Origin of the sequence: Corynebacterium sp. HMSC065H09, assembly GCF_001812845.1 — a bacterium.
In the GTDB taxonomy this organism is placed as follows: domain Bacteria; phylum Actinomycetota; class Actinomycetes; order Mycobacteriales; family Mycobacteriaceae; genus Corynebacterium; species Corynebacterium jeikeium_D.
In genome coordinates this window covers 116,518-142,651 of record NZ_KV810577.1, presented here as the reverse complement: position 1 = coordinate 142,651, position 26,134 = coordinate 116,518, and the positions used below count along the sequence as shown (strand labels likewise).

Below are 26,134 nucleotides of genomic sequence, written 5' to 3'. Positions count from 1 at the left end.
GCATGCGGACACACTTTTCTTTACTTAACCCTCTTTTTCACGCACTTTCACGTACTTTCACGGGTATTTTGCACCAAAAATGAGCCAAAAAAGAGCCACGTATTGCCTGCTGAATCCTGCGTTAACTCCTGGGTGAATCTGTTTTTGGGCATAAGAAAACCCCGCCACTACCGATTGAGTGAACGGGGCAGTGCCATGGCGGGGACTCGCACCCCGCGAATGTGGCTACTCCATGGCTTTTGAGTCCGTTGATTTCAACAGGCGAGCATACGCTCTGAAAACTTCTTCATCGCCATCGACGTACTCGGACATCCCACTCAACAAAGCTTGCCGCTGCTCTTCTATGATGGAGACTCAAAACTCAGCGATGTCTTCTGCAAGATAGGTGGCTGCGTCTGCGTAGCGGCGCAGTGTCGCGGTTACTTCTGATTTGCCGCCGCGGTCGCCGATACGGGCGCGGTTGATAAACGGCACGATCTGTACCGCGCCGAAGTTGTGCTGCAGACACTCGCTCAACTGCCCGGTCACGCATTAAAACGGCCAAGACGATTTCCGCTTCACCAACAGCCGTTCAGTGTGCAGCAAATGCATTCTGGTGAAGCGGAAGCCGTCCTTTTGCAGCAGGCATCCAACTGGACTCTGGCCAATTGGCGTCATCAACAAACGAAGCCCGCTGCTACAGGTTATCCACCGCGTACTGAGCTTCCTCCGGAGTAAACTGCTCGCCGTATTCCGACGTCAGCTGCTCGTAAACAGCATCCGGGGACATTGCCATCGAATCCTGATAGATTCTCGCCTTTTCCAGTGCGTTCTTATTCCAGTCCGCTTCAAGGTTATCCATTGCATACTGGGCTGCCTCCGGTGAGAACTTCTCGCCATACTCCGAGGTCAGCTGATCATAAATACCGGCCTTCGACATGTGCATGCGATTCGCGTAAATCTCTGCCTTGCGGAGAGCATTCTTGTATTCGGTCGGGACCTTCTCATCCTGCTTTTGCTGCTCCCCCGTCTGACCTTGCTGCTCATCTACACCTGCCTCGGAAGACTCAGCGAAATCGGCATTCTCAACAGTCCCAGAATCAGCCGCAACGGCAGTCTCCGAACCAAAGAGAGATGCAGCTTCAGAATCGGAACCCGACTCAGTGTCACCGCCACCAGTCAAGCTGGCCGCCACAGCGAGGACCACGACAGCGCCCGCGGCAATACCACCCCATTTGAAGCAGCCACCCTTCTTCTTTTCTTTCGGAGCCGGAGGCATCTGCCCCGCTGCCGACGGACCCTGCGGGTAGGGCTGCTGGCCGAGCGGATCCTGCGGGCTGTGCTGGTAGGACTGCTGCCCCAGCGAATCCTGCGGATTCTGGGAGCCGTACGGATTCTGGGAGCCATACGGGTTCTGTGGACTCTGCGGGTTCTGGGGGAAAGTGGAATCGGACATCGTAAGAAGCCTCCTGCGTAGAAGTTGCAATAAACGAACAGCTCTCTGTCGTCAGTTGGAACTATCCCAGGAACTCCGGATTCAACTTTCCGCACTACACAAATATTTTCGATTCGCGAACCATAAGGCACCACTGAAGGTAAGAAAAAACCAGGCCTCTACCCCATAGAACAGGGCTTGGAACTGGTTAATCTCTTTAAAAACTAACCTTCAACCCCGGCCAGCGCTTACTCAATATCGGCAAATAATATCGCCAACATTTTCCAAACCAATAGAAGGCCAAAAGCGGCCAAGGCATGGAGCCCCTCCAACGACAGCCGCCCATATGGAACCCGACAGCACATAGACACCCCACCGAAGGCACTTCCTAACAAAGATGCTTCCGAGCAAGCTCGATGCACACCTTCATCACAAACGACGCAGCTGAGTAGCCCTTAACACAAACGATGCCATGGCAGGACTCGTCGAACTCGGCAAAAGCCGGGGTTCCGGCATCACGCCCGCGGCCGCCAGCCCCACGACACTTCCCAAATCCCCGCTCCCCCAACCGCAAAGATTTTATTTTCCACCCCACTGTCCATATAATGAGATACCAATCCCGTATAGCAAGACTGGTTTAGTTTTTACGCACACCACTACGTATCACCTGCCAAGCTTTGCTCCCGGCTTTACGCACTGCCCACCAGCAGCTCACGCCGCGGTCGAGTTTTCTCAAAGTACAAAGTACTCAGTACTCAACACGTTTTGGACTGTCATCATGCCTGCTGCGAATTCCCCCTCTAGCTCCTCCGCCCACACTGCGAACGCGAACTCCGCTAAGACGCCACTTCACGCAGTACCGGAGGACACCGCCCCCACAGATCCGTCGACCATCACCGATGCGGAAATCTTTGAGGCACACCGAGGCGGCAAGCTCCGCTCCCACTCCACCATGAAGCTCGAGACAATTCGCGACCTCTCCATCGGCTACACCCCAGGTGTCGCTCGCGTCTGTGAGGCCATCCACGAAGATCCGGCTCTGGCCCGCACCTACACCTGGACCGGCCAGAACGTCGCAGTGGTTTCCGACGGCACCGCCGTGCTTGGCCTTGGCGACATCGGGCCCAAGGCCGCGCTACCGGTGATGGAAGGAAAAGCCCAGCTCTTCGAGCAGTTCGCCGGCATCTCCGCTGTGCCAATCGTCCTGGATACCCTCAATACAGAGGAAATCATCCAGACGGTCAAGGCGCTGGCGCCGTCGTTTGGCGGAGTGAACCTCGAAGACATCTCCGCGCCTCGCTGCTTCGAGATCGAGCAGCGTCTCGACCAAGAGCTCGACATCCCCATCTTCCACGACGACCAGCACGGCACCGCCATCGTCATCGCCGCCGGCCTGATCAACGCCTGCAAGCTGACCGGCCGCAGCTTCCAGGATCTCCGCGTAGTCATCTCCGGCGCTGGTGCCGCTGGTGTCGCTGCGACGAAGATGCTGCTGTCCGCTGGCGTGTCCGACATCGTCGTCGTCGATTCGCGCGGCATCATCCACCCGGACCGCGAGCCGCTGAGCGACATCAAGCAGTGGGTCGCCGGCATGACCAACCCACGCGGCATCACCGGGTCGATCAACGATGCGCTTGTCGACGCTAACGTTTTCATCGGCGTCTCTGCCGGCCGTATCGGCGAGGATGCGATTAGCCAAATGGCCGCTGACCCGATTCTGTTCTCGCTGGCCAACCCGATTCCGGAGATTCCGATGGAAGTCGCCCGCAAGTACGGAGCCGTCGTGGCCACTGGCCGCTCGGATCATCCGAACCAGATTAATAATGTGCTGGCCTTCCCGGGTCTGTTCCGTGGCGCACTGGAGGCGGGTGCCAAACGGATCACCGAGGCCATGAAGCTGGCTGCTACTCAGGCCATTGCAAATATTGGCGTAGAAGACCTGAGTGCCGACCGCATTATCCCGTCGGCGCTGGATTCGCGCGTCATGCCGGCCGTGGCGAAGGCTGTCCGCGATGCTGCGCTGAGCGACCCGGCCTCCGGCGCGGTCGGCCCGCTCGACGTCACTGGCAATGGCTTTGCTGCAGCTGAAGCGAACTAGAAAACCCGCGCTGACTATCCCTCGGGAAGTCTGAAAAGTGTGCGGTTTTCCTGCACCAGCCTAAGACGCAGCTGAATAGGGGTACCGAATTTAAGGTATTCCTGCGCCTAGGTAACATATTCAGATATGAAAAGACCCATCGCATTGGCGGCTGCCACGCTGACTGCGACCTTGTTCTTAGGGCTTACAGGCTGCGTCACCAATGACGAAAGCGGTAACCCCGAGGGCTGGTCAGAGATCAAACCGGCAGCGGTCCCCGAACTGGCGAAACAGGTCCCAGCAGATCTTCGTAAGCGCGAAGTATTGCGCATCGGCACCAACCCAACATTCGCCCCGGCAGAGTTTAAGGATTCCGCCGGTTCCATCATCGGATTCGACATTGACCTCATGCGGGCCATGGCCAGCGTCCTGGATCTGCGGCTGGAAATCCAAGAACAGGATTTCGCACTGATTCTGCCGGCCCTGTCGGCCGGCGCAGTTGATGTTGGTGCCTCCGGCTTCACCTCAAACGAGGAGCGCCGCAAGACCTACGACTTCGTCGACTACCTGGATACCGGCCTGCAGTGGGCACGTCGCCCGGGCAGCGACGCCAGCTCCGACAACTACTGTGGCAAAACTGTCGCTGTTCAGCGCAATACCGTCGCTGACATGGAGGACCTGCCGGTAAAGAATCAGGATTGTCTGGATCGCGGTTTGCCACCAATTAACAAATTGGCCTACCAGGATGCTGGTACCGCAGCTACCACCGTGGTGCTGGGGCGTGCTGACGCGCTGGCAGCTGACTCACCAGTCAGTGCCTACGCGGTCAATCGTTCTGAGGGCAAACTCGAACTTGCCGGAGATATCTACGATGGTGCCCCGTTCGGCTTCGCTATTCCGAAGGATTCAGAACTTGGCCCAGTGCTGCAGCAGGCACTGCAGTACCTCATCGACAACGGCCAGTACAAGCAAATCCTGACCACATGGGGTTTGGAAGACGGTGCTTTGGAACGCGCCACTATTAACGGAGAGGAACTTTAAGTGAGCGACTCATCTGCGTCTGGCGCCCGCTACGAGGCCACACAGGCGGAACTCAACGAAGAAATTAAGGCCAAACCGCTGCCGCACCCGGGTCGCTGGATCACCGCAGCAGTGCTGCTGGTGCTCTTCCTGTGGTTCATCATCGGTGCCGCCCGCAACGAGGCCTACCACTGGGATGTTTACTTCCAGTACCTGTTCGACACACGAATCGCCGCTGCCGCTGGCTGGACCATTGCACTGACGGTCTTGGCCATGCTCATCGGTATCGTCGGCGGTGCTATCGTCGCCGTACTCCGCATGTCGGACAACCCCGTGCTGTCCACTGTTGCTTGGTTCTACCTGTGGGTTTTCCGAGGAACTCCGGTCTACGTGCAGCTGGTCTTTTGGGGTCTCCTCGGCACTATCTACTCGACGGTTGACCTGGGTGTTACCGAGGTTGATCTCAGCACCGTCCTGTCCAACACCTTTGTGTTGGCGTTCGTCGGTCTCGGCTTGAATGAGTCCGCGTACATGGCTGAAATTGTCCGTGCCGGCATCCAGGCTGTCCCGGAGGGCCAGACCGAAGCATCGAAGGCACTGGGTATGAGCTGGTGGCAGACTGTCCGCCGCACCATCTTGCCACAGGCTATGCGCATCATCATCCCGCCGACGGGCAACGAGTTCATCTCCCTGCTGAAGACCACTTCGCTGGTCATCGCAGTGCCGTTCTCGCTGGAACTCTACGGCCGCTCCACGGACATCGCCAATGCGCTGTTCCTGCCGGTGCCGATGCTGCTTGTCGCCGCCACCTGGTACTTGGTCATCACATCAATTCTGATGGTCGGACAGTTCTACCTTGAGCGCTACTTCGCCCGCGGCGCTACCCGTCAGCTCACCGCCCGCCAGCTGGCCGCGCTTGCCGACGCCGAAGGTGTGCCGCTTGCAAATGCTCGCGTTGTCGATAAGGACGAAGAGCACTTCTACCGAGAGGATCCGCAGTAAATGACTACCAAAGATTTGATGGTTGAGGCGCAAAAGGTTCGGAAGAACTTCGGCCGTCTCGAGGTCCTCAAGGGCATCGACCTGGAAGTTCCACGCGGTACGGTTACTTGCCTCATTGGTCCTTCGGGCTCCGGTAAGTCCACGCTGCTGCGCTGTATCAACCACCTGGAGAAGGTCAATGCCGGCCGTCTCTACGTCGACGGTTCCCTGATTGGCTACCGCGAAAAGAACGGCAGCCTCTACGAGATTTCCGCCGCAGAAGCTGCCCGTCAGCGTCGCGATATCGGTATGGTTTTCCAGAACTTCAATCTGTTCCCGCACCGCACGGTGCTGGGAAATATCACCGAGGCACCGGTGCTGGTAAAGGGTGTCTCTCAGGAGCAGGCTGAAAAGCGTGCCATGGAGCTGCTGGAGACTGTTGGTCTGGCGCACAAGGCCGATGCCTACCCTGTTCAGCTCTCGGGCGGTCAGCAACAGCGTGTTGCCATTGCTCGAGCCCTGGCCATGGAGCCGAAGCTAATGCTCTTCGATGAGCCGACTTCCGCTCTTGACCCCGAGCTCGTCGGTGAGGTTCTCAACGTCATGCGTGGTCTGGCCGATAAGGGCATGACCATGGTCGTCGTGACGCACGAGATGGGCTTTGCCCGTGAAGTCGCCGACCAGGTCGTGTTTATGGCTGACGGCGTGGTCGTGGAAAAGGGCACCCCGGATGAGGTGCTGGGTAATCCGCAGCACGAGCGCACCCGCAACTTCCTGTCTTCGCTGTTGAAGTAACAGCAAGGAGAGGCTGGCAAGCGGAACAGCAAGCCTAAGCGCCAAAAGTTGCGGAGATTCCACGAAACATAGTGACTGCCGCGCCGGTAGTCGCCAGAATGACCGCGAGCTTTCGGGCTTGCACAATGGGCACTCGTCGAGAAACGCGGGTGCCCAAAAATATACCCACAATCATGGCAATCAAACACAGCGGCCAGAGCACAACCGGTGTGGTGGCGAAGACAGATACGTCACCGCTGACTTCCTTGAACAGCAAGGACAACGCGCCGGAAACAAAGAAGAGCGGTTGCAGGGTGGCCGCAAAGGTCTGCGCTGGCCAACGGGAAGCCTGCGCGTAAACGGTAATGGCAGGTCCTGCAATGCCGGCCAGGGTATTCATAAAACCGCCGGCAACACCAGAGGCGACGGCGTACTGTGGGCCGTCGACACGCATGCGCTGAGGCATAAACGATGTCACCAGCAGCGCGAGTAGCACGAGCCCACCGACCAACACCTGGAGCGGCCCACTGGGCGTGTTGTGAACCACCCAGGCGCCTGGCAGCGCACCTAAGGCCATCACCGGGCCAATCAGCCAGAACTTCTTCCAATCGACGTTCTCTCGCACCGAGATGGTCTGCATGATCGCATTGACCGATGCGAGCACGTTAATAATCAAAATTCCTGCTACGGGACCTGCAACCAGTGAGAGGACCGGACCTCCCAACAGTCCGAGTCCCATACCGGCTATTCGCTGCATCAGAGCCCCGATGAAAATCGTTGCCACGATAAAGACAAAAGCCCACACTGATAACTCCATAGGAGGGAGTTTACAGCGTGGGCTTTTTGGCTTTTCGACGGGCGGGGTCGCCGAGGATCCGTCGTAAAGCGGAAACGTTAGCAGACTAGATGACGCCCTGAGCCAGCATTGCGTTAGCGACCTTCTTGAAGCCTGCGATGTTGGCACCGAGCACGTAGTTACCCTCGTGATCGTACTCAGCGGCGGTGGTTTCGCAGTTCTTGAAGATGTTGGTCATGATGCGCTTCAGGCGCTCATCGGTGTAGGAGAAGGACCAGGAATCGCGGGTAGCGTTCTGCTGCATCTCCAGAGCGGAGGTAGCAACACCACCGGCATTGGCAGCCTTGCCCGGCGCAAAGTGGACACCGTTGGCCTTGAAGACCTCGATAGCCTCCGGGGTGGACGGCATGTTTGCGCCCTCAGCAACGAAGCGGCAGCCGTTGTCGACCAGCAGCTTGGCGGACTCGCCATTGAGCTCATTCTGAGTTGCACACGGCAGTGCGACATCAGCCTTGAGCTCCCAGATGTTGCCACCCTCGTGGAACTCAGCGCCCTCAGCCTCAGCGACGTACTCGGAGACGCGAGCACGACGAACTTCCTTGATTTCCTTCAGCAGCTCGACGTCGACACCGTTCGGGGTGGAGACGTAACCGGAAGAGTCAGAGAAACCGACGACGGTAGCGCCGAGCTCCTGAGCCTTCTTAATGGCGTAGATGGCGACGTTACCGGAACCGGAAACGATGACCTTGGCACCGTTGATGTCAGCACCGTTGGCCTTCATCATCTCTTCAGTGAAGTAGACACAGCCGTAACCGGTGGCCTCGGTACGAACCAGGGAACCGCCCCAGGTCAGGCCCTTACCGGTGAGAACGCCGGACTCGTGCTGGTTGGCCATACGGCGGTACTGACCGAACAGGTAGCCAATCTCGCGGCCACCGACGCCGATGTCACCGGCCGGGACGTCACGGTACTCACCGATGTGGCGGTGCAGCTCAGTCATGAACGACTGGCAGAAGCGCATGATTTCCAGCTCGGACTTGCCCTTCGGATCAAAGTCGGAGCCACCCTTGCCGCCACCGATCGGCAGGCCGGTCAGGGAGTTCTTGAAGATCTGCTCGAAGCCCAGGAACTTAATGATGCCGAGGTTCACGCTCGGGTGGAAGCGCAGACCGCCCTTGTACGGGCCCAGCACAGAGTTGAACTGAACACGGAAGCCACGGTTGACCTGGACCTGCCCCTGGTCATCGACCCACGGCACGCGGAAAATAATCTGACGCTCCGGCTCACACAGACGCTGAACCAAGCCGTAGTCACCATAGTGCGGGTCCTTTTCCAGGACGACCTTCAGCGACTCCAGAACTTCTGCCACTGCCTGGTGGAACTCCGGCTCACCGGCGTTTCGGGTGAGAATCTGGTCATAGAGTCCCGAAACCTTCTGCTCGATATTCAAAATAAACCTCTCTGCGAAACCATTATGGCGCCCACGAAGAACAAACCGTCAGCGGTTGTAGACCACTTCCCGGTTGCCGTAACTCGGTGGCACAGGTTGTGTGCACAAGGACTGGGCAACTGTAGATATTGAAGCGGACATAATTATACAACGGCATATTGCTGGGAAAACTCGTAGCGATTTGCGCTACACCCGTTGGCCAAGCCAATCACTGACTCTGTGGAGGCTTACACTTTTCACGAATTAGGTAGGAAATTACCTAAATACGGCAACATTCCAGGGATACGTCGCAACAGATTCGAGCATTTCGTCGAACTCACGCAGCACTGGGTCCGGGGGCAATTCTGCACGCGGAGTCAGTAGCTCAGAGAGGTCCATAGCGAGTTCATTGAGAGAACCACCGTGCTGATCGAAGCTCAAGAGATAACGGAATACCTTCCTATCCCCCAACGGCTCCTTCGGGTTCTCACGCTCCCACTGCTCCACCAACTGCGCGTCCGTGTCCGCCGACGCCACCGAAACATCCACGTCACTAACTCGCCCGGCGCGGTCAAACTCACTCAACTTGGTACGAAATGCCTCGGCCAGCGCCTCCGATTCGGTCGGCTTCACCAGGCAGTGAAAAACAATCTTCGACATAACTTCACAGGCTAAGCCACGCGAGACGGCCAGACAATAGCTAACCGTCGTCAAGCCCTTGTCCCCCCTACGTTGGCGCGCCGACCGCCAGCAAAGACGTAGTGTTGGACTTATGCAGGCTTTCAGCAATCCCCTCATCACGCTTGCCGACGGCACGGTGAAGCAAGTCAATCCTTTTTCCGGTACCCAGGTGTGGACAGTCCCAGGTCGTGGCAATCGGCCGTTAGGAATTAAGCACACGGATCCGCAGCCATTGAGCGAGGAGGATTTTGGATCCCGCGACTCCTTTGGCTGGAACAACCTGCTGCAAACCCCGCCGGAGAAGGCCCGCGTTGTCCTCGACGAATCGGTATTCGGCGGCTACAGCACGGTGACCGGAGTACTGCCCGACCAGCTCTTCGACACCACTGCGGAGTTCCGCCGCGTGCCCAACCTGTTCGAGATCGTCTCCTATGACTATTGGTCGGAAAACTACGGCTTCGAGCCCGACCGCGAAACTCAGCAACGCATGGAGGCCTACCTCGATGACCCGAAGGGCCGCGAGCACGTGCTCAACATCATTCGCACGCGCTACCGCGCCGCTGGACGCAGTGAAGAGGAAATCAGCGCGCTTTCCGACGAGGAATTGCTGCGCCGCGCCCCAAGCTATTTCGCCGGCGGCCACGATGTGATTGTTGCCCGTCGCCACTTTGTCGACGCCGCTACCCACGATAACCAGCTGGCTTCTTCTGGCACATTGAGCGTTGCCGAGCACCGCGCACTCATTGCGTTTACCGTCGAGTCGATTGCTGACCTGTACCGACGGAACCGCTACGTGCGTTATGTGGCCGCTTTCCAAAACTGGCTGAAACCGGCAGGCGCAAGCTTCGATCACTTGCACAAGCAGCTTGTGGCCATCGATGAGCACGGCGAGCAGCTCAAGCGCGAAGTGCAGGCGGTGCGCAAGAACCCGAATATCTACAACGAATACGCAGTGGACTATGCGGCCCGCCACAACCTGGTTATTGCGGAAAACGAGCACGCGGTGGCTTTCGCAGGATTCGGACACCGCTACCCGACGCTGGAGATCTTCTCGAAGTCGGATGTCTGCGAACCGTGGCTGCAAACCCGGGCTGAGATAGACGCAATGTCGGACCTGATTCACGCATGTCATGCCGCTGCCGGGCCCACCATTCCGTGTAACGAGGAATGGCACCACCGCCCTGTCGATTTGGATGCCCGCATGCCGTGGCGCGTAATGATTAAGTGGCGCACCTCGAACTTGGCCGGCTTTGAGGGTGGCACCAAGATTTATCTGAACACCATCTCCCCATGGGATTTGCGCGACCGCGTTGTCCCGGAGATGTACCGTTTACGGGAGACCGGAAAGATCTCGGACAGCATCCACATTGCGACCGAGTGCCAGTGCCAGCCCAACTCGCTGAAATACAACCCGCTCGTTGAAGACGGGCCGCGGCTGTAGTTCTCTGGCACAGAGTAGAGAGAAGTTAGGAGTCTTAAACCAGGTGAGCAACAATGAAGCACGACTGAGCCGCATTCGCGACCTCATCGCCGCCCATCGAGTGCCATTGGACCGGCAGTGGGAAATCTACCGCTACCTGCACCAGCACCCGGAGCTATCTCAGGCGGAGGAGAAAACTGCCGCGTATCTGGCCGGTGCTCTTCGCGACATGGGCACTTACACAGTGCATGAGGGAATCGGTGGTCACGGCCTCGTTGGTGTCATGGAAAATGGCCCCGGCCCTACCGTGCTGTTCCGCGCTGATATCGATGCGCTTCCCGTTTTCGAGGAAACAGGTGTGGACTTCGCTTCCTCTGCTACCGGTACCGCCCGCGATGGTTCTGCCACCGCCGTCATGCACGCCTGTGGCCATGACATGCACATGACGGCCGGTCTTGGTCTGGCTAGCCTGATGGCAGCAACTAAGTCTGAGTGGTCGGGTACTTACATTGCCCTGTTCCAGCCCGCCGAGGAACTGGCCTGCGGTGCACAGGCCATGATTGACGACGGCCTGGCAGACCTCATCCCCACCCCAGATGTGTGCTTCGGCCAGCACATTGTTCCCGGCCCCGCAGGTCAGGTAATGACCATGCCCGGCCCGGCACTTGCTGGTTGTGACACTATTAGCATCACGCTGACAGGTCGCTCCGCACATGGGTCTATGCCGCACAACGCCATTGACCCGACATACTTGGCTGCCGCAGTCGTTCTGCGCTTGCAAGGAATTGTAGGGCGCGAGATTCCTCCCCACGAGTTTGGTGTTTTGTCCGTCGGCACGCTGCAGTCCGGCAATTCGAATAACACAATCCCTGGCCAGGCCAAGATTGTGCTGAACATTCGCTACTACTCCAACGATGTGCGCGCGAAGCTCATTGCGGGCATTGAGCGCGTTGTTCGTGGCGAATGCCTGGCTTCCGGCACTGAGGTTGAGCCTGTGATTGAGTACTCCGATCACGGCGAAGTCACTGACAATGATCCGGAGGCGTTTGCCACGATTCGCCCGGTCATGGACGCTGTGCTCGGCGACGATTCCACCGACGCTGTGCCGTGGACCGCATCGGAGGACTTCTCAGACCTGCCGCGTGGACTGAACTGCCCATATGTCTACTGGACCGTTGGCGCCACACCTCGGGATACGTGGGAAGCCGCCGTTGCTGCCGACCGCGTGGTCGAAGACGTACCGTCGAACCACATGCCGACATTCCTCCCGGATTTCAAGCCGACGGCTACCTCCGCAACTTCTGCCGCCGCTGCCGCCGTGCTGTCCTACTTGGCAAAGTAAGGGTCGTTTGCCGGCCGCATTCCACCGCGCACCGCGCAAAGATCCTCACCGAACAGCCCAACAGCCCAGGTCGAAAGGCTCTTACAAAAAGCCGGTAAGCCCCAAAAGGACTTACCGGCTTTTTCAAACGCGCCAAAGAGCTAGCGTGCGTCCTCGCCAATGACGTGGACGTGAATCATATTGGTATTGCCCTCATTTCCTGGAGGGGTACCAGCAACAACGACCAGCGTGTCACCAGCGTTGTAGTTTTCCATGGTCAAGAGCTGCTCATCGATGACCTGCATGATCTCATCCGTGCTGTTAACCTCGCGCACCAAGAAGGTCTCCGCGCCCCACGTCAGCGCAAGCTGCGAACGAACCTGCTGATTCGGAGTGAATACCAGCAGCGGCAGGCGAGAGTGCAAGCGTGCCACACGGCGAGCGGTATCACCCGAGGTGGTGAAAGCAACCATAGCGCGGGCATTCAAGCGCTCACCGATATCGCGAGCTGCGTAGGAAATCACACCACGCTTCGTGCGAGGCATGTGGGTCAGCGCAGGAACTTCCCCCTCGCGCTCAGCGGCGGTGACGATGCGAGCCATGGTCTTAACCGTGGACTGCGGGTACTTACCAACCGAGGTCTCACCCGAGAGCATCACGGCATCTGCGCCATCGAGCACAGCGTTGGCCACGTCGGAGGCCTCCGCACGAGTCGGGCGCGAGTTCGAAATCATGGAGTCGAGCATCTGGGTGGCGACGATGACCGGCTTGGCGTTCTCGCGGGCAATCTGAATAGCGCGCTTCTGAACCAGCGGAACATCTTCCAACGGCACCTCAACACCAAGGTCACCACGGGCGACCATCACGGCATCGAAGGCCAGGATGATGGCCTCGAGAGACTCGACTGCCTCTGGCTTCTCCAGCTTGGCGATAATCGGGACACGACGGCCAACCTCATCCATGACCGCATGGACCAGTTCGACGTCGGAAGGCGAACGGACGAAGGACAGCGCGATGAAGTCGACTCCCAGCTTCAGAGCGAAGCGCAGGTCGGCGATATCCTTCTCTGACAGAGCCGGCACCGAGATGTTCATCCCCGGCAGGGAAACACCCTTGTTGTTCGAGACCGGACCGCCCTCGATGACACGGCACACCACATCGTTGCCATCTACCTCGATGCACTCCAGGCCCACCTTGCCGTCGTCGACAAGCAGGCGATCGCCCGGACGGGCATCGTCAGCGAGATTCTTGTACGTGGTGGAGACGCGGTCGTGCGTGCCTTCGACATCGTCGACGGTGATGCGGACAATCTCGCCGTCAGCCCAATACGTCGAGCCTTCCTTAAAACGACCGAGGCGAATCTTTGGTCCCTGCAAGTCGGCGAGAATACCGACGGCATGTCCCGTAGCGTCGGATGCTTCACGCACCCAGTGGTAGTTCTGAGCGTGGTCCTCATGCTCACCGTGAGAGAAATTCAGGCGGGCAACATCCATGCCGGCGTTGACCAGCCCGGTAATCCCCTCCAGCGAAGCAACTGCTGGACCGAGGGTACATACAATCTTCGTTCGTCTAAGCACGGCCTCCAGCCTAGTCCCTTAACGGGCTATGCGTCAGTTGGAAGCACTGTGAGCTTCAGCAGCCTCGCGCTCTCCCCTGACTTCAGCTGCGGTTTCGCGGCTCTTGGCCCGCAGAATCCACAAAGCAATGACAGCGCAGAAAAAGACCACGAGCGACGTGATGTTATTAATACGCACACCGAATATCAGCGTTGCGTCATCGACGCGCATGAGTTCAATGAAGAAACGCCCCAAAGTGTAGGCCGCGACATAGAGCGCAAAGACGCGCCCGCCGCCCATCTTGAACTTTCGGTCCGCCCACACAATGACCAGACAGGCGAGGACGTTCCACACCATCTCGTAGAGAAACGTTGGATGCACCACGGCCAGCACTTCGCCTGTCGACGTTCCGGTGACAGGGGTAACCCGACCAAACTCATCAACTCGTTGGTAAATTTCCAGACCCCACGGAAGTGACGTTGGGCCACCGTAGAGTTCCTGGTTGAACCAATTGCCCAGACGCCCAATGGCCTGTCCAAGGATGATTGCGGGTGCGGCCGCGTCAAGAACTGGCGCAAACGGCACCTTCCGCCACTTAGCAACCGCCCACGCGGCTAGCACTCCCAGCGCCACCGCGCCCCAGATGCCGAGACCACCATTGGTGATTTTCAGTGCATCGGCGGGATTGGCGCCGGGGCCGAAGTACTTCTCCCAGTCGGTGGCGACGTGGTAGAGACGGCCGCCGATAATGCCCGCAGGAATAACCGCAATGGCAATGTCGAGGACTAACTCCGGGTCTCCACCCCTGGCCGCGTAGCGGCGCTGCATCCAGTAAATGCCGACGAGTACGCCAATCAAGATGGAAATCGCGTAACCACGCAGTGGTAACGGCCCTAACTGCCACACCCCCTGCGGCGGAGAGGGAATGTTGGCCAGATACGTCGTTGCAGTCTCAGCAAGAACAAGGGTGGAACTCATAAATGCGCTAGCTCTCTCCTCGTACGCCCGCGGCGAGTTCGCGGGCGAGCGTTACCAGGTCATCGGTGCTCTTCATCGCGGCCTTGATCAGTGCCGAGCCAACGATTACGCCATCTGCAAACTCGGCAATCTCCGCGGCCTGTTCCCCATTGGAGACACCCAAACCGACGCACACCGGTGTATCGGTGACCTCGCGAGTGCGGGCAACCAACTTGCCGGCGGCCGAGTCGACGCTGGCCTGGGCACCTGTGACACCCATGTGGCTGGTGGCGTAAACGAAGCCGGTCGACGCGGTGGCAGTTAGCTGCAGACGCTCATTGGTCGATGACGGGGCCACCAGCATGATGTTGGATAGACCATTGGCCTCTGCCGCACGCTGCCATTGGCCGGCCTCCTCGGGGATAAGATCCGGGATGATGGTGCCACGACCACCAGCGGCGGCCAAGTCCTTGGCGAAACGCTCCGGACCATACTGGAGAATCGGATTCCAGTAGCTCATGACCACACAGGTACCGCCGTACTCGGTGACTTCGCGAACCACGCGCATAATCTCACGGGTGCGGAAGCCCGCATCCAGAGCCACGTTGGCAGCATCCTGAATGGTTGGGCCATCCATCATCGGGTCGGAGAAAGGCAGGCCGACCTCGATGATGTCGGCGCCAGCGTCGACAATCGCCTTGATGTTCTCAATCGACTTATCGGTGGTCGGGAAACCCGCTGGGTAGTAGCCGATGAATGCTGCGCGGTTTTCCTCACGGACCTTGTCAAAGACGTCACTCAGACTCATTTAGGACTCCTCCATCAGATCAAACCACTTAGCAGCGGTGTCGACATCCTTGTCACCGCGACCGGAAACATTGACAATAATCAGCGGCTTACGGCCCAGCTCTTCATTCAGATCATCGCTGATGAGTCGGGCGGCAGCCACCGCGTGTGCGGACTCGATAGCGGGCAGGATGCCCTCCATCCGAGTCAGGTCCTGGAATGCCTGCATCGCCTGGGTATCGGTCACCGGCAGGTAGGACGCGCGTTCAATATCGGCCAGGTACGAGTGCTCCGGGCCCACGCCCGGGTAATCCAGACCCGCGGAAATCGAGTGCGACTCTGTAATCTGACCGTCCTCGTTCTGCATCAGGGCGGCGAAGGAGCCCTGGAACACACCCGGATTACCGGCGGCCGAAATCGGTGCTGCATGGCGACCGGTCTCAACACCGTCACCGCCAGCTTCAGCGCCAATCAGTCGAACCGATTCATCATCGATGAAGTGGTGGAACGCGCCGATCGCATTAGAACCGCCGCCGACACAGGCCACGACAGCGTCGGGAAGCGAGCCGGTTTCCGCAAGGATCTGCTGGCGTGCCTCGGCGCTGATGATGCGCTGGAAGTCGCGCACCATTGTTGGGAACGGGTGCGGGCCGGCTGCAGTGCCGAAGCAGTAGTAGGTGTCATCGGCGTGTGAAACCCAAAAACGCATGGCCTCATTGATTGCGTCCTTGAGAGTCTTCGAGCCAATCTCGACCTCGATAACCTCGGCACCAAGCAGGCGCATGCGGGCGATATTGAGGCGCTGGCGGATTGCGTCGACCTTGCCCATGTATATACGGCAGTTAAGGCCGAGCAGCGCACAGGCAGTCGCGGTTGCGACACCGTGCTGGCCGGCACCGGTCTCGGCAATAATGTTCTTCTTACCCATGCGCTTAGCAAGCAGAACCTGACCCAAGACGTTATTAATCTTGTGGCTACCGGTGTGATTCAAATCCTCGCGCTTGAGCCAGACGTCAGCGCCGATATCAGCGGAGAACTTCTCCGCATAGTACAGCGGCGAGGGACGTCCGACATAAGTACGCTGCAGCCGGTCAAGCTCATCGAGAAAATCCTGATCAACGCGGGCCTTCGCGTAGCCATCGGTGACCTCACCGATAACGGCCATCAGCGCCTCCGGCACAAACTGGCCGCCCCACTTACCCCAGTGCCCAATGGCATCTGACTCGTGGTTCGTTGTCTCCGCGATTACCTCACCCATCGTGGGCAGGCGGTCACCGCGGGCATCATGATTCTTGAAATCTTGGTCACTCACAGTTATCTATTGTGGACTATCCCCACCCGTTGCGGGGACATAAGGCCTAAGAAACTGTGGCGTGCCAACACAACAGGTGTGGCTGGCAACCAAAGAGGCGGAGTTCGCGGTGCGATGCAGCTGCTTATCGCAACCGCGGACCACCACTACTCGCTGCGGAGAGTCGGGTGGACACCGGCGGCAACGAGACGTCGGCAAGCCTCACCCGGCTTGCCCGCAGTAACCAGGCCCTCGCCCACCAGCACCGCGTCGGCACCGTGAGAGGCGTAGTAGCGCAGTTCCTCCGGCCCCTTAACACCGGACTCCGCCACCTTCACAACATGATCCGGCAGCATCGGCGCAAGACGTTCGTACACGGAGAGGTCCACGTCGAGCGTCTTTAGATTGCGAGCGTTGATGCCGAGGATCTTGGCACCAGCGGCCTCGGCACGCTCGACCTCTTCTGCGGTGTGCGCCTCAACCAGAGCGTTCATGCCAAGCGACTCGGTGCGATCCAGCAGGGACTCCAGCGTCGGCTGATCCAAAGCGGAGCACATCAGCAGCACCAGGTCGGCACCGTGTGCGCGGGCCTCATGGACCTGGTACGGAGTGACGATGAAGTCCTTGCGGAGCACCGGAATGTTCACCGCGCGGCGCACGGCATCGAGGTCGGCGAGCGAACCGCGGAAGCGTCGCTCCTCAGTCAGACAGGAAATGACAGCCGCGCCACCCTGCTCGTACTCTGCGGCCAAAACTTCCGGCGAAGGGATGTCAGCCAGCTCTCCCTTCGACGGAGAGGCACGCTTGACCTCTGCAATCACCTGCACCCCGGGCTTAGCCAGTGCCGCCACGGCATCAATTGGCGACGGCGCCTTCAGCGAGAGCTCCTTGATTTCACCGTAGGAAATCTTGGCTTCCCGAGCAGCGAGATCTTCCCGCACGCCCTCAATAATCTTGTCCAGAACGTTAGCCACGGCCTTACTCCTTATCCAGATCCGTAGGATCTACACCGGCATCCAAAGCATCCCACAGAACTCGACCCGACTGCGGGTCTTCCTCCAGGTCCTCGGCGATACGCTGACGGCGTACCTCCGGGGTCTCATACGCGCTGGACTTCTGCTTCTTCACAGTACCCGGTCGACGCACCAACATTACCGCCCCGACCAGCGCCAATGCGCAGCACAGCAAGGCCAGGGATGGCCCCATCGCATGCACTTCAATCGCTGAGATCTGCGCCCAGTCTGCCACAGTCACCGCATCACTGGCGCGCTGTGAGGCGCTTCCCGACGTCAACAAATCCAGTGCCCGCTGGGAGTCCACACCGTCTTCTCCGCTGGCAAGCAGAGTCATCGGAGTCCACGACGCCGCAATTGCGAGCAGCGCCGCGAGACCACCGACGATACGGCGCCCCAGTGAGCCCAAAATGGTGGTGGCAAACAGTGCAGCCACCATTGCCAGCGCAATCGACGTCAACTCTGGAGCCCAGACGGCGCCCACCAAATCTGTGGTCGCCGGACCGGACTTGTCATCAACAGTATCGACCGTCAGCCACGCACTTCGGCTGCACAACCACATTCCCGCTGCGGTCACACCAATGAGGCCACCGGAGAGCATCGTTGTCGACTTCATCGAAAACCTAGCTCCTTTCCGCTGGGACTAGTGTCTCAGCTGCCGCGACAGCTCGCAGCACGGCCGCGGCCTTGTTGCGGGTCTCCTCATCCTCTGCCACCGGGTCAGAGTCACTGACAATTCCGCCGCCAGCCTGAACATAGACCGTATCGCCCTTCTTCACACCTGTGCGGATGGCAATTGCCTGATCGGTATTGCCCCGGAAGTCAAAGTATCCAACAGTGCCGCCGTAAACACCCCGACGCGTGTCTTCGAACTTGTCGATAATGCTCAGCGCGGAAGGCTTCGGCGCACCCGACAGCGTTCCCGCTGGGAAGGTGGCCGCGAACGCGTCGACGGCAGTGGCGTCGCTGGAAAGCTCGCCGGTGACCGTAGAGACCAGATGCATAACGTGACTGTAGCGCTCAATATGACGGAAGTCGTGCACAACTACACTGCCCGGGCGGCAGACACGTCCGAGGTCATTGCGGCCAAGATCAACGAGCATCAGATGCTCACTATTTTCCTTCTCGTCTGCCAGCAAATCAGCTTCCAGCGCATTGTCCTGCTCCACCGTGGCACCGCGCGGACGTGTGCCCGCGATGGGATTGGTGATGACCTCACTGCCCTGAACTGCCACGAGTGATTCTGGGGAGGAACCGACAATTTGGAAAGCAGTAGCGGAGAAGTTCTTGGTTGGAACGTTGACCAGGAACATGTAGGGCGACGGATTGGAAACCCGCAGGATGCGATAGATATCAAAAGCGGAGGCCTGCGTGTCCATTTCGAACCGCTGCGAGAGCACAATCTGGAACGCATCACCGGCGCGGATGCGATCCTTGCAGCGCTCAATACGATCCATGTGGTCCTCGGCGGCGCGCTGGCGGCGAATTACCGGCTCTGGGAAGCTAACTTCCGCCGGACGCAGATCAGAGGACCCCGACAACCGCTCCACCATCGCATTGACACGGTCGCAGGCGGTGTCATACGCCTGGTCAATCCGCTCATCCGAGCCGTCCCAGTTGACAGCATTGGAAATCAGCCACAGCACGCCCTCGTGGTGGTCAAAAGCAGCCAGGTCCTCCACCAGCAACTGCATGAGCTCAGGAATCTGCAAATCATTGTCAGTGGTATCCGGCAGCTGTGGCTCGATGTAGCGGACAATGTCATGCCCGAAGTAGCCAACGAGACCAGAGGTGAGCTTGGGTACCGAGGCATCGTCGGCAAGCGGAAGTTCCGTGTGCAGCAGCTCCAGCGTGCGACGCAGAGCATCCAACGGATTTCCGCCCTCTGGCGCACCCGACGGCGCATTGCCAATCCAGGTTGCCTCCCCCGCATCATCCACCGTCAGCGCAGCACGACTGCCGCAACCGATAAACGACCAGCGCGACCACGACTGCCCCACATCGGAGGACTCCAGCAAGAAAGTGCCGGGACGATCGGCCGCGAGCTTGCGGTAGGCCGACAGCGCCGTTTCGCCGTCCGCCAAAACCTTGCGAACCACGGGCACGACCCGATGGTGTGCAGCCAGTTCACGAAAGCGCTCACGCGTGGTCATGGTGATACGAGTCATAGCCGCTATTGTGCCACGCACCCGGATTGCACATCACTTAACCCCGGACTTCACCGGAGGTGGGCGCGCTTGACGACGAAATCCCCACCTCGGCAGCCGGGGTTGACTGCCTAGTCCTCGAACACGGGATGCACGTCAAAGCAGCTATGCGAGCCAGTGTGGCATGCCGCGCCGTCCTGCACTACCTGCATCAGCACGGTATCGCCATCACAGTCCAACGCCAGCGATGTCACGGTCTGGAAATGGCCGCTGGTAAGCCCCTTAATCCAGTACTCGGACCGGGAGCGCGACCAGTAGGTGCCGCGCTTGGTAGCGATGGTATATGCCAGTGCGTGGGAATCCATCCACGCCATCATGAGCACGCGGCCAGTGGATTCCTCCTGCACAATAGCGGGAATCAAGCCGTCAGCGTTGAACTTGGCGATGTTCGCGATATCTGCTGGGAGCGTGTACTCACGCGGATCGTCGCCGGCGCCGTGAGCTGCAGCGCCCGGGGCTAGACCAGTCACTGGCGCACCTCGATTCCCTCGCGGGCCATCTCTTCCTTAACCTCAGCAATGCTGACCTCGCCGAAGTGGAAAATGGATGCGGCCAACACCGCGTTGGCGCCGGCGCGCACTGCTGGCGGGAAGTGCTCTGCCTTGCCCGCACCGCCAGAGGCAATCACCGGGACGTCGACGGCAGCGCGGACTTTCTCCAGAAGCTCCAGGTCGAAACCGTCCTTGGTGCCGTCGCCGTCCATGGAGTTCAGCAGAATCTCGCCGACCCCGAGCTCCTCGCCGCGGCGTGCCCACTCGACGGCGTCGATCCCCGCCGAGCGTGAACCACCGTGCGTCGTCACCTCGAAGCCCGCCGGCTGCGGCGTGCCTCCCTCGGGAACGCGGCGGGCATCCACCGACAGGACGACACACTGCGCACCGAAGCGGCGCGACAGCTCGCTGAGCAGTTCTGGACGTGCGATCGCAGCGGTATTGACACTGACCTTGTCAGCTCCGGCGCGGAGCAGCTGATCGACATCCTCGACGCTGCGCACGCCACCGCCGACCGTCAGCGGAATGAAGACCTCACTTGCGGTGCGACGCACCACGTCGAGCATGGTGCCACGGCCATCCTTGGAAGCCGTGACATCCAGGAAGGTCAGCTCATCAGCGCCCTCCTCGCCATAGCGGCGAGCCAGCTCCACCGGATCGCCGGCATCACGGAGATTCTCAAAGTTAACCCCCTTGACGACCCGCCCATTGTTGACATCCAGGCAAGGAATCACGCGTACTGCCAGAGACATAGTTTTTAAGTTCTCCTCGTGTTAGCTCAAAGTTGTGGCTCGACGGTTTGCGCAACCACCCAGCTCGGGACGTCGCCCACGGTTTAGCTCCGGAAAGTCTCCGGACGACCCAGTTGGTCAATAATCGACCGCAGCGTGGCATGAACATCTCGAGTTCCCGCCAGCACGCCTACGGAATCATGCCGCCAGGGATTGCCCGCCAAGTCTGTGACCACGCCACCAGCTTCGGAAATCTGAAGTACACCAGCTGCGTTATCCCACACATGCGGTGAGAAAGTCACGGTGCCGCCGAATGCCCCCATCGCGGTGGAACCCAAGTCCACTCCGACAGAGCCAGTAATTCGGATCGTCGGATAGCGTTCGCCCACCTTTGACAGCAGCAGTTGGCGCCACTTGCGCGGGAGTGTGCCGTCGGTACTCGCGATAACGGAGCCGAAGGCAATCGAAACCGGGCGGCCGGCCTCGGCATCGATGTTGACGCGACGGCCGTTGACGAATGTGCCGCTACCTTTAGCTGCGGTAATACGCCGGCGCAGCAGAGGCATGGAGGTAATTCCGACCACCGGCTCCCCCTCATGCATGAGCGTGAGCAGCATGGCACACAGTGGAAAGCCGTTGGAATAGTTCGTGGTGCCGTCGATCGGATCGATGACCCAGGCGGTATGTTCCTCGGGAACTTTGCCACCGAATTCCTCGCCGTAGACGGGCAGGCCGGAATACTGCGTGAGGAGCTGGCGCAGACGACGCTCAATTTCCAGGTCGGTCTCCGTCGCGAAATCCCCGCGCGGCTTCATGACAACCGGGTCCGCACCCACCTGCTGCGTGAACAGGCCTTCAACCTCATCGAGCGCCGCTTCAGCAATAGCGAGCATCGCCCGCGGTTCCAGGGCATCCATACTTTCTAAGTCCTTCATCCGCCGTCTCAGCCGGGGTGCCGTTTGCTCGTTAACGCTTTCGCTTGACGACGTCTCCCCGGTCCGGCCACGAAAGTGTTCTTTTTAGCCGCGAGCTACTGCCAGGGCCTCTTCCAGGGTGAAACGCCCTGCGTAGAGCGCCTTACCCACAATTGCGGAGTCAACGCCCTCATCGACCAGTGTGGCAATAGCTGCAATGTCGTCCAGGCTGCTGACACCGCCGGAAGCGACGATTGGAGCATCGGTAGCAGCGGCGACCTCGCGCAGCAGTTCCACATTCGGCCCCTGCAGGGTGCCGTCCTTGGAGACGTCAGTCACCACGAAACGGGATGCACCCTGAGCATCCAGGCGCTCCAGCACCTCCCAGAGGTCACCGCCGTCGGAGACCCAGCCGCGGCCGCGCAAGCGCCACTGCCCCTCTTCGTTAAGAACATCCAGACCAATGGCTACACGGTCGCCGTAGTTGGCGATAACCTCGCGGCACCACTCCGGATTCTCCAGTGCGGCGGTGCCAATATTGACACGGGCGCAGCCGGTGGCCAGCGCAGCTTCGAGCGAAGCGTTGTCACGGATACCGCCGGAGAGCTCTACCTTCACGTCGAGCTTGCCCACAACGTCGGCAAGCAGGTCGTAGTTCGAACCGCGACCAAACGCGGCGTCGAGGTCGACCAGGTGGATCCACTCAGCGCCTGCGTTCTGCCAATTCATGGCAGCTTCCAGCGGTGCACCGTAGGAAGTCTCGGTTCCAGCAGCACCCTGAACAAGGCGCACAGCCTGGCCATCGGCTACGTCTACAGCGGGCAGCAGGGTCAAACTCATGGGGGCTCTACTCTCTTCGACTTTGGGCGTTGTGGCCATAGTCACCACGACGCTTGTTGCTAGTTATCTCAGTATAGGTGGTCTAGGTGGCGAAATTCCGCCACCTACCAGGTAGTGCGGTTAGGGCAGATACTACCGATTGGGCAACTACAGCGTGTCCACCCAGTTCTGCAGCAGCTTCAACCCTGCTTCACCAGACTTCTCAGGGTGGAACTGCGTGGCCCACAGCGGACCGTTTTCCACGGCTGCGATAAACCGATCGGATTCGTGGGCAGACCACGTCACCAGCGGCGGAGCGATGCGAGAATCCGTATCAAGGTCCCACTTGCGCACACCGTAGGAGTGGACGAAGTAAAAACGCTGATCTTCCAGTCCCTTAAACATCTTTGAGCCTTCCGGTACTTCAACCGTGTTCCAGCCCATGTGCGGCAGAATCGACGCCTCGAGACGCTCGACAGTACCGGGCCATTCACCACAACCCGGGGTGCCGGTGACAGCTGCGGATGCGTCGGTCTCCGCTGCGTGGATGCCGTCGGCGTACTCGACGCCGCGGTCAAAGAGCACCTGCATACCGACGCAGATTCCCATCACTGGTCGACCACCTGCGAGTCGAGAGCCGATCAGGCGCGGCCCTTGTACTCGATGCAAACCCTCCATGCATGCGGCATAGGCGCCGACGCCGGGAACGAGCAGACCATCGGCCTCCATCACGGTCTTCGGATCGGCGGTCACAATAACCTCGGCACCCGTGGTGGCCACAGCGCGCTCAGCTGAACGCAAATTACCGGAGCCGTAATCAAGGATGGCAACGGTCGGGGTCTTCGTCGAAGGTGAGACTTGTTCCATAGTTGGACATTTTAAGGCGCTGGGAATCGATGTTTGCCACTTACCCCAAGAAAACTGCCTGGATAGACAGAAGCACTGGTATACAACTACCGAATACTTTGGTAAACTCAAGGTTAACAACAGGTTAACTAAGTTATTGATTTATCCCTAAAACCCCTGATTACTTTTTCACAGAGAGGCTCCGACGCCATGACTACCGCATCCGTTCTTAGTAAATCATTTGCCATTGTCCGCGAGGACCTTCACCGGCTCTACGGTGCAGCCTGCGATGCTGCGACCATCGATTCCATCCTCGACGATGTCATTGCAGAGCTGTCCAACTCTGCGAAGGTGACTAACTTCCTCCCCGTCCTCGCCGAACGCGAGGCCACCGAACGCATCAAGGCCGCGAGCGGATGCAAGGACTTCGCCCCGCGCCAAGAGATTCTCTTTGCCGATAGTCGCGGTTCCGGCCGTAGCCAGATTGCCACTGCCCTGGCCTACCACCTGGTTGGTGACGAAGTCTTTATCCGCACTATCGGCCTCAATCCAGAGGATGGCCTGAACCCTCGCGTCGTCGCGGCTCTTCACGACCGTGGCGTGGACACCTCACGCCTCACCCAAAAGGCGATTACTCCCCGCGTTTCCCACCGCGCCGATGTTGTCGTGCTCATGGGCATCGACGAGACACCAGCAGTCCCCGGCGACCGCTACGTGGAATGGGATGTCGCAGATCCGGACAGTCTCACAGACGATGAGCTGCAGTCGCTTATCGACGATATCGAAACCCGCCTGCGGGCTCTCTTCACCGAGATGGACGTCGCCGTCGCATAAACAGGCACGGCTGACCCCACACCGGGGGTTGCATCTAATAACCAAAAGAGTGGCTGCGCAAGAACTTGCGCAGCCACTCTTTTTCAAACGTCTCTTTGTATGTAGTTACTTCTTCTTGCGGTCCCGAACCGTCAAACGCGTCACTGCATTCTTTGCCGGGCGGGCAACACGCACAGCGGCCTCCGGCGTACGACGCTTCACGGCATCCCCCAGACGACGCAGCGTAGCGCGGGTGTTCTGGTACTCCGCCACGCGGTGCTTTCCGATGATTCGGTCGAGCACCGCACCAATGAGGCCAACTGCCAGCAGAGCTGCCGCAAAGGCAAAGACAGCCGGGTACGGACGGAGTGCAGCCGCGGCTACGGCTCCCAGAACGAACGAGCCGATACCAGTGCCCGAGTCAAAGGACATGTTCCAGAAGGCACTGGCCTCAGCAGTACGGTCACGCGGCAGGCGGGCAAACATCAGCAGCAGAGCCTCATTTTGCACTATGCCGAAGCCCGCGCCGTAGAAAACGGCCGCAACCAGCAGCAGCCAGGCCGACAAATCAAAGAGAACCACGCCGGACATCATCAGCAGACCAATAAAACCACTGATCAATGCCGGAATCAGCAGAATTCCAGCCTCCGACTTCCGGTCGGCGTAGATTCCTGCGAAATAACGGAACACCATCTGCGCGCCACCGAGAACAGACAGCGACAGGCCAGCCACAACCGCACCGGAGACCAGATCGATTTCGCGAGCTGCCGGGGCAAGGAATGCGGAAATACCACCAAAGCCCATCGCAATCGTGCAAATTGCGAGCGCGGGAATGGCCACCAGCTTCCATGTGGCAACGTGCTCAACGGGGCTCGGCTGAGTTGCTGCAGATCCGGGCACAGGATCGCCGACGTCTTCCTTGCCGCCCTTGCCCTCCTTCGGCGCTGGCTTAATCTTCGGGATAAAGAGTGCCATCAACGAACCGACAAGCGAGATGACGGCGCCCAAGACATAAACAGGGGTGTAAGAACCCGTCTTGTCCGCAATGATTAGTCCTAGTGGCAAGAAAATGAGCTCAGATAAACCAACTGCCACACCGAGAACGCCAGAGGCCTTACCCAGAAATTTCATTGGCACTAGCTCGGCAATCAATGCGGACTCGGCGACAGTCAACGCACCGAAGCCCATACCGCGGAGAACCGCAATGATGAGCACCAAAGCAGCATCGGTGCCAAAGATGTGCAGAATCGTCGGCAAGCCCAGAAACAGACCTGAAATCAGCATGGTCATGCCGTAGCCAAGACGGCGACACATACGTGGAGTCTGCGTCTGTGTGAGAACGGTAGCGGCCATAAAAACACCGGTGTAGGCACCGGCGAGCGAGGTTCCACCGCCATCGTCAAGAATTGCCTGCGGAATGACAGGCATGAGGAGTGACCAGCCACCGAAGGCGGCCATCACGGCGACTAGCGTAGGTACTAGTCCGGGCGCTTTCCACATGCTGTCCAGTTCGTCCAACTGCCTGCGGTCCATCACCCGGGACGCCATTTACTCCATCACTCCTATCAACCACAAAATTGCGCCGGCGAGCGCGATCACAGATAAGAGACCAAGGACAATTGTTCCGACCCTCGATCCGGATTTATAGAGTGACCATGTTCCGCCCACCAGCAGACCAGCGACAATGAACAAAAAATAAGTGCTCAGCGTCGATGCGGTAGACACCTGCGCTAAAAGCACGTCTACAGACGTTGTTACCATCGATTCCCCTAAAATGCCAGCTAAGGCGGATTTTCC

The 26,134-nt window shown here is 59.2% G+C and carries 25 protein-coding genes; 7 read left to right on the top strand and 18 right to left on the bottom strand.

The genetic code is table 11. The annotated features are described in order from the left end of the window. Positions 1 to 354: 354 nt before the first annotated feature. Both HMPREF2878_RS11250 and HMPREF2878_RS02555 read right to left on the bottom strand, forming a co-directional pair. The gene (locus HMPREF2878_RS11250; protein WP_168165341.1) at positions 355 to 528 is read right to left on the bottom strand and encodes a hypothetical protein; all 174 of its coding nucleotides are present in this window, start codon (positions 526 to 528) and stop codon (positions 355 to 357) included. A gap of 148 nt (positions 529 to 676) precedes the next feature. Further along, entirely contained in the window at positions 677 to 1,435 is a 759-nt protein-coding gene (locus HMPREF2878_RS02555) for an Ltp family lipoprotein (RefSeq protein WP_083310804.1), read from the bottom strand. 757 nt (positions 1,436 to 2,192) lie between these two features. On the opposite strand from HMPREF2878_RS02555, the gene HMPREF2878_RS02550 reads away from it, so the two are divergent. From HMPREF2878_RS02550 to ehuA, 4 genes are all read left to right on the top strand, one after another. Beyond that, on the top strand, positions 2,193 to 3,512 hold the full coding sequence (locus HMPREF2878_RS02550) for an NAD(P)-dependent malic enzyme (protein WP_070652784.1): 1,320 nt from the start codon (positions 2,193 to 2,195) through the stop codon (positions 3,510 to 3,512). 126 nt (positions 3,513 to 3,638) lie between these two features. Continuing rightward, the gene (locus HMPREF2878_RS02545; RefSeq protein WP_016422930.1) at positions 3,639 to 4,532 is read left to right on the top strand and encodes an ABC transporter substrate-binding protein; all 894 of its coding nucleotides are present in this window, start codon (positions 3,639 to 3,641) and stop codon (positions 4,530 to 4,532) included. Next, positions 4,533 to 5,513, top strand: a complete 981-nt coding sequence (locus HMPREF2878_RS02540) for an amino acid ABC transporter permease (RefSeq protein ID WP_070652783.1) — start codon at positions 4,533 to 4,535, stop codon at positions 5,511 to 5,513. Then, on the top strand, positions 5,514 to 6,287 hold the full coding sequence (gene ehuA, locus HMPREF2878_RS02535; protein WP_016422932.1) for an ectoine/hydroxyectoine ABC transporter ATP-binding protein EhuA: 774 nt from the start codon (positions 5,514 to 5,516) through the stop codon (positions 6,285 to 6,287). A 34-nt stretch (positions 6,288 to 6,321) separates the two neighbouring features. On the opposite strand, the gene HMPREF2878_RS02530 is transcribed toward ehuA, so the two are convergent. The 3 genes from HMPREF2878_RS02530 to HMPREF2878_RS02520 all read right to left on the bottom strand — a co-directional run bounded on the left by HMPREF2878_RS02530 (position 6,322) and on the right by HMPREF2878_RS02520 (position 9,151). Beyond that, entirely contained in the window at positions 6,322 to 7,083 is a 762-nt protein-coding gene (locus HMPREF2878_RS02530) for a sulfite exporter TauE/SafE family protein (protein WP_070652782.1), read from the bottom strand. An 85-nt stretch (positions 7,084 to 7,168) separates the two neighbouring features. Continuing rightward, positions 7,169 to 8,512, bottom strand: a complete 1,344-nt coding sequence (gdhA, locus tag HMPREF2878_RS02525) for an NADP-specific glutamate dehydrogenase (RefSeq protein ID WP_069359159.1) — start codon at positions 8,510 to 8,512, stop codon at positions 7,169 to 7,171. Between the two features lie 255 nt (positions 8,513 to 8,767). Then, positions 8,768 to 9,151 carry a hypothetical protein gene (locus tag HMPREF2878_RS02520; RefSeq protein WP_049193965.1) on the bottom strand — a complete coding sequence of 128 codons (384 nt, stop codon included), beginning with the start codon at positions 9,149 to 9,151 and terminating at the stop codon, positions 8,768 to 8,770. Positions 9,152 to 9,263: 112 nt separating this feature from the next. Here HMPREF2878_RS02520 and HMPREF2878_RS02515 point away from each other — a divergent pair, with 112 nt between their 5' ends. Beyond that, positions 9,264 to 10,613: a DUF4921 family protein gene (locus tag HMPREF2878_RS02515; RefSeq protein WP_070652781.1), complete on the top strand. Its 1,350-nt coding sequence runs from the start codon at positions 9,264 to 9,266 to the stop codon at positions 10,611 to 10,613. 43 nt (positions 10,614 to 10,656) lie between these two features. Further along, complete coding sequence (locus HMPREF2878_RS02510; RefSeq protein WP_016422937.1) at positions 10,657 to 11,934, top strand: amidohydrolase; 1,278 nt, start codon at positions 10,657 to 10,659, stop codon at positions 11,932 to 11,934. Between the two features lie 140 nt (positions 11,935 to 12,074). Here HMPREF2878_RS02510 and pyk read toward each other — a convergent pair whose 3' ends face one another. The 12 genes from pyk to hisH form a co-directional block, all read right to left on the bottom strand. Then, the gene (gene pyk, locus HMPREF2878_RS02505) at positions 12,075 to 13,490 is read right to left on the bottom strand and encodes a pyruvate kinase (protein WP_016422938.1); all 1,416 of its coding nucleotides are present in this window, start codon (positions 13,488 to 13,490) and stop codon (positions 12,075 to 12,077) included. 33 nt (positions 13,491 to 13,523) lie between these two features. Then, the gene (gene lgt, locus HMPREF2878_RS02500; RefSeq protein ID WP_070605606.1) at positions 13,524 to 14,447 is read right to left on the bottom strand and encodes a prolipoprotein diacylglyceryl transferase; all 924 of its coding nucleotides are present in this window, start codon (positions 14,445 to 14,447) and stop codon (positions 13,524 to 13,526) included. 7 nt (positions 14,448 to 14,454) lie between these two features. Further along, positions 14,455 to 15,234, bottom strand: coding sequence for a tryptophan synthase subunit alpha (gene trpA, locus HMPREF2878_RS02495; RefSeq protein WP_049182099.1), 780 nt, complete (start codon positions 15,232 to 15,234; stop codon positions 14,455 to 14,457). Continuing rightward, complete coding sequence (trpB, locus tag HMPREF2878_RS02490; protein WP_083310803.1) at positions 15,235 to 16,524, bottom strand: tryptophan synthase subunit beta; 1,290 nt, start codon at positions 16,522 to 16,524, stop codon at positions 15,235 to 15,237. A 146-nt stretch (positions 16,525 to 16,670) separates the two neighbouring features. Next, a complete protein-coding gene (gene trpC, locus HMPREF2878_RS02485) occupies positions 16,671 to 17,477 on the bottom strand; it encodes an indole-3-glycerol phosphate synthase TrpC (RefSeq protein ID WP_049170320.1) in 807 nt (268 codons plus the stop codon). A gap of 4 nt (positions 17,478 to 17,481) precedes the next feature. Next, the gene (locus HMPREF2878_RS02480; protein WP_070652780.1) at positions 17,482 to 18,132 is read right to left on the bottom strand and encodes a TIGR02234 family membrane protein; all 651 of its coding nucleotides are present in this window, start codon (positions 18,130 to 18,132) and stop codon (positions 17,482 to 17,484) included. 7 nt (positions 18,133 to 18,139) lie between these two features. Continuing rightward, positions 18,140 to 19,684: an anthranilate synthase component I gene (locus HMPREF2878_RS02475; RefSeq protein ID WP_070652779.1), complete on the bottom strand. Its 1,545-nt coding sequence runs from the start codon at positions 19,682 to 19,684 to the stop codon at positions 18,140 to 18,142. Positions 19,685 to 19,794: 110 nt separating this feature from the next. After that, positions 19,795 to 20,193 carry a phosphoribosyl-AMP cyclohydrolase gene (gene hisI, locus HMPREF2878_RS02470; protein ID WP_005510296.1) on the bottom strand — a complete coding sequence of 133 codons (399 nt, stop codon included), beginning with the start codon at positions 20,191 to 20,193 and terminating at the stop codon, positions 19,795 to 19,797. Then, positions 20,190 to 20,966: an imidazole glycerol phosphate synthase subunit HisF gene (gene hisF / locus HMPREF2878_RS02465; protein WP_070652778.1), complete on the bottom strand. Its 777-nt coding sequence runs from the start codon at positions 20,964 to 20,966 to the stop codon at positions 20,190 to 20,192. Before hisF ends, hisI begins: the two co-directional genes overlap by 4 nt. Before the next feature lie 83 nt (positions 20,967 to 21,049). Further along, on the bottom strand, positions 21,050 to 21,862 hold the full coding sequence (locus HMPREF2878_RS02460) for an inositol monophosphatase family protein (RefSeq protein WP_048734639.1): 813 nt from the start codon (positions 21,860 to 21,862) through the stop codon (positions 21,050 to 21,052). Positions 21,863 to 21,964: 102 nt separating this feature from the next. After that, entirely contained in the window at positions 21,965 to 22,699 is a 735-nt protein-coding gene (gene priA, locus HMPREF2878_RS02455) for a bifunctional 1-(5-phosphoribosyl)-5-((5-phosphoribosylamino)methylideneamino)imidazole-4-carboxamide isomerase/phosphoribosylanthranilate isomerase PriA (protein WP_016422946.1), read from the bottom strand. 147 nt (positions 22,700 to 22,846) lie between these two features. After that, on the bottom strand, positions 22,847 to 23,545 hold the full coding sequence (gene hisH, locus HMPREF2878_RS02450) for an imidazole glycerol phosphate synthase subunit HisH (RefSeq protein WP_069359167.1): 699 nt from the start codon (positions 23,543 to 23,545) through the stop codon (positions 22,847 to 22,849). A 189-nt stretch (positions 23,546 to 23,734) separates the two neighbouring features. Here hisH and HMPREF2878_RS02445 point away from each other — a divergent pair, with 189 nt between their 5' ends. Continuing rightward, positions 23,735 to 24,358 carry an arsenate-mycothiol transferase ArsC gene (locus HMPREF2878_RS02445; protein ID WP_016422948.1) on the top strand — a complete coding sequence of 208 codons (624 nt, stop codon included), beginning with the start codon at positions 23,735 to 23,737 and terminating at the stop codon, positions 24,356 to 24,358. A gap of 105 nt (positions 24,359 to 24,463) precedes the next feature. Here HMPREF2878_RS02445 and HMPREF2878_RS02440 read toward each other — a convergent pair whose 3' ends face one another. Then, entirely contained in the window at positions 24,464 to 25,885 is a 1,422-nt protein-coding gene (locus HMPREF2878_RS02440) for an MFS transporter (protein ID WP_016422949.1), read from the bottom strand. Positions 25,886 to 26,134: the final 249 nt, after the last annotated feature.

Excerpts from the sequence above, each read along its gene's own strand:
- priA (WP_016422946.1), bottom strand. The coding sequence starts at position 22,699 with ATGAGTTTGACCCTGCTGCCCGCTGTAGACGTAGCCGATGGCCAGGCT.
- ehuA (WP_016422932.1), top strand. The coding sequence starts at position 5,514 with ATGACTACCAAAGATTTGATGGTTGAGGCGCAAAAGGTTCGGAAGAAC.
- HMPREF2878_RS02530 (WP_070652782.1), bottom strand. The coding sequence starts at position 7,083 with ATGGAGTTATCAGTGTGGGCTTTTGTCTTTATCGTGGCAACGATTTTC.
- HMPREF2878_RS02440 (WP_016422949.1), bottom strand. The coding sequence starts at position 25,885 with ATGGCGTCCCGGGTGATGGACCGCAGGCAGTTGGACGAACTGGACAGC.
- HMPREF2878_RS02445 (WP_016422948.1), top strand. The coding sequence starts at position 23,735 with ATGACTACCGCATCCGTTCTTAGTAAATCATTTGCCATTGTCCGCGAG.
- HMPREF2878_RS02520 (WP_049193965.1), bottom strand. The coding sequence starts at position 9,151 with ATGTCGAAGATTGTTTTTCACTGCCTGGTGAAGCCGACCGAATCGGAG.
- hisF (WP_070652778.1), bottom strand. The coding sequence starts at position 20,966 with ATGTCTCTGGCAGTACGCGTGATTCCTTGCCTGGATGTCAACAATGGG.
- HMPREF2878_RS02550 (WP_070652784.1), top strand. The coding sequence starts at position 2,193 with ATGCCTGCTGCGAATTCCCCCTCTAGCTCCTCCGCCCACACTGCGAAC.
- HMPREF2878_RS02545 (WP_016422930.1), top strand. The coding sequence starts at position 3,639 with ATGAAAAGACCCATCGCATTGGCGGCTGCCACGCTGACTGCGACCTTG.
- lgt (WP_070605606.1), bottom strand. The coding sequence starts at position 14,447 with ATGAGTTCCACCCTTGTTCTTGCTGAGACTGCAACGACGTATCTGGCC.
- HMPREF2878_RS02480 (WP_070652780.1), bottom strand. The coding sequence starts at position 18,132 with ATGAAGTCGACAACGATGCTCTCCGGTGGCCTCATTGGTGTGACCGCA.
- hisH (WP_069359167.1), bottom strand. The coding sequence starts at position 23,545 with ATGGAACAAGTCTCACCTTCGACGAAGACCCCGACCGTTGCCATCCTT.
- trpA (WP_049182099.1), bottom strand. The coding sequence starts at position 15,234 with ATGAGTCTGAGTGACGTCTTTGACAAGGTCCGTGAGGAAAACCGCGCA.
- HMPREF2878_RS02515 (WP_070652781.1), top strand. The coding sequence starts at position 9,264 with ATGCAGGCTTTCAGCAATCCCCTCATCACGCTTGCCGACGGCACGGTG.
- HMPREF2878_RS02555 (WP_083310804.1), bottom strand. The coding sequence starts at position 1,435 with ATGTCCGATTCCACTTTCCCCCAGAACCCGCAGAGTCCACAGAACCCG.
- HMPREF2878_RS02475 (WP_070652779.1), bottom strand. The coding sequence starts at position 19,684 with ATGACTCGTATCACCATGACCACGCGTGAGCGCTTTCGTGAACTGGCT.
- HMPREF2878_RS02460 (WP_048734639.1), bottom strand. The coding sequence starts at position 21,862 with ATGGATGCCCTGGAACCGCGGGCGATGCTCGCTATTGCTGAAGCGGCG.